This is a genomic window from Actinocrinis sp., assembly GCF_035938995.1.
Lineage (GTDB): Bacteria > Actinomycetota > Actinomycetes > Streptomycetales > Catenulisporaceae > DASZGI01.
Genome location: NZ_DASZGI010000032.1, coordinates 1 through 2,484, shown reverse-complemented (window position 1 = coordinate 2,484; position 2,484 = coordinate 1). Strand labels below are relative to the sequence as shown.

The following is a 2,484-nucleotide window of genomic DNA, read 5'->3' as shown; positions in this document are numbered from 1 at the left end:
CCGCGCGCTCGCCGAGGACCTCGGCCAGCCGGTGCAGCGCGGCCGAACGCTCCGCGGGTGTGGCGCCCGACCAGCCCGGGAACGCCGCGCGGGCGGCCGCCACGGCCGCGTCCACCTCGGCGGGTCCGGCGAGCACCGCGGTGGCGACGGTCTGGCCGGTGGCCGGGTTGAGAACCGCGCAGGCCTCGTCCCCGGCCGCCTCGAGCAGCCGCCCGCCGATGTACTGGTGCACTACCGCTCCCGGAACGCTGGATATGTGTGCGCGAGGAAGTCCTTCACAACCTGTCGCCTGTGTGCTGCCCGTCCCTGGTGTCGGGTGGGAGCTTCATGGATGAGGATCGTGACAGACATAGGCCCTTGGAACAAGGGATTCCGTAGGTCTAAATCATCGAGGCCACGGAATCTCAACAAAACCGTGACCGGTGTCACCCACCCTCCGCCCCTTGCCTCCGCCGCGTCCAGATGTCACAGTGCATGCCACACCCACCTGTGACAGACACTGTGTCCGCTCATGGTGTAACGCACTCGTGAATCAGCCCTCACCCCTCTTCCTAAGGCCGCGCTCCGATGCCTGACGAATCGCCCATACATCCCGGCTTCCCGACTGTCGCCGAAGTGCTCGCGCTGGACGCGGTGAAGCAGGGCAATCCGCGCGTGGTGGCGGGCGCGGCCGGCCTTGACCGCCGGGTCCGGTGGGTGCACGTCACCGAGCTAACTGACGTACGCGAGATCCTGCGCGGCGGTGAGCTGGTGCTGTCCACGGCGATCGCTTGGCCCGACGACCGTGAGGCGCTGGCCAAGTTCGTCGCCGAGCTCGCCGCGCTCGGCGCCGCCGGCCTCGTCGTGGAGCTCGGCCGCCGGTACCCGGAAGCCCCACCCAAACCGCTCCTGCTCGCCGCCGAGAAACACCGCCTCCCCGTGATCACGCTGGGGCGCGACACGCGTTTCGTCACCATTACGGAAGCCGTGCACGCGCGGATCATCGACACCCAGCTGGCCGAGCTGCGCTCCTCGGAGGAGGTGCACCAGACCTTCACCGAGCTGGCGGTGGAGGGCGCCGAGCCGGGCGAGGTGGTGCGGCAGATCGCGAAGATGGCGGAGCACCCGGTCGTGCTCGAGAACCTCGCGCACCAGGTCCTGGTCTATGACGCGATCGGCGCCTCCGCTGAGGCCCTGCTCGACGGGTGGGAGGGGCGGTCGCGTGCGGTCCGACCGGCTTCTCGCACCGCGTACGACGAGCGTTCCGGCTGGCTGACCACGGTCGTCGGCGCGCGCGGGCAGGACTGGGGACGCCTGGTGATCGTGTGCGACGGCGTGCCGGCCCCAGCGCCGACGCGGTTGACCATGCTGGCCGAGCGCGGCGCGGCAACGCTCGCACTCAACCGGTTGATGCAGCGGGACCGCGAATCCCTCGAACGCCAAACCCACCGCACCCTGCTCGCCGCGATCCTCAACCACGACCACTCGGCCGCGGAGGTCGCGCTGCGGGCCCGGGCGATCGGCGTCGGCCTCGACGGCAAGCGTCTGGTGGGCATCGTGCTGCGGCTCAAGAGCGCTGGCGCGTCGCAGCCCTCGTCGATCCAGGGCGCGACCATGGAGAACCAGGCGCGCCTGCGGGAGCTGACCGACCACGCCGCTGCGGCGATCCGGGAGAAGCGGCTGTCCGCGCTGATCGGCGCGGTGGACGACCACTCGGTCGGCCTGCTGCTCGCGCTCGGCCCGCAGGACCGGGAGGATTCCGCCCTCGGCGCGTTCGCCGCCACAGTAAGAAAGCTGGCGGGTCCCGACGCCAGCGAATTCGCGATCGCGGTCGGCACGTCGGTCGGCGCGGTACGCGACGCAAGGCGGTCCCTGCTCGAGGCCGTCCAAGTGGCGGACGCCGCAGTAAGACAGGTGGGCGGCCCCCCGTACCACCGGCTCGTGGACGTGCGCCTGCGCGGTCTGCTGCACCTGCTGCGCGACGACGCACGGCTGCAAACGTACGTAGAACGCGAACTCGGTCCGCTCCTGGCATACGACACCGAGCGAGGCACGAACCTGGTCGCGATGCTCGGCATCTACCTCGACCAGGGCCGCAACAAGTCAGCCGCCGCCGACGCCGCGCACCTGTCCCGCCCGTCCTTCTACGAGCGCTTGCACCGCATCGAGCGCGTCCTCGGCGTGGACCTCGACTCCGTCGAATCCTGCCTTTCGCTCCACGTCGCGCTGCTCGCCCTGGACGCAGTCCGCGACCGCTGATCCGTTCGGGCACGGGCACGGCCAGGTGTTCCGGCCGCACTGGCACGCGGCCGTCCGCCCTCCGCCCCGCTCTACAACTCGATCACTGCTGCCTTCGGGTCGAGTGCCCGCAGATCGTCGGGATCGGTGGTGATCACGGGCATCGCGTGGCGGCGGGCGAGCATGACGACATGCGCATCGACGATGTCATCGCCGTTCGCGACAGTCCCAAGGAACGCGCCGATGGCCTTCGCGACCGGGACAGTG

2 protein-coding genes are annotated in these 2,484 nt (G+C 70.4%); one reads left to right on the top strand and one right to left on the bottom strand.

The window, feature by feature from the left end; genetic code table 11:
• A partial coding sequence (locus VGZ32_RS01940; RefSeq protein ID WP_326884019.1) for an aldehyde dehydrogenase family protein occupies positions 1–232 on the bottom strand: 232 nt, incomplete at its 3' end.
• 335 nt (positions 233–567) lie between these two features.
• Between VGZ32_RS01940 and VGZ32_RS01935 the strand changes: the two genes are divergently transcribed.
• Positions 568–2,238: a PucR family transcriptional regulator gene (locus VGZ32_RS01935; RefSeq protein WP_326884018.1), complete on the top strand. Its 1,671-nt coding sequence runs from the start codon at positions 568–570 to the stop codon at positions 2,236–2,238.
• Positions 2,239–2,484: the final 246 nt, after the last annotated feature.

What these genes read in the sequence shown, in the direction of transcription:
- VGZ32_RS01935 (WP_326884018.1), top strand. Translation starts at nt 568, where the DNA reads ATGCCTGACGAATCGCCCATACATCCCGGCTTCCCGACTGTCGCCGAA.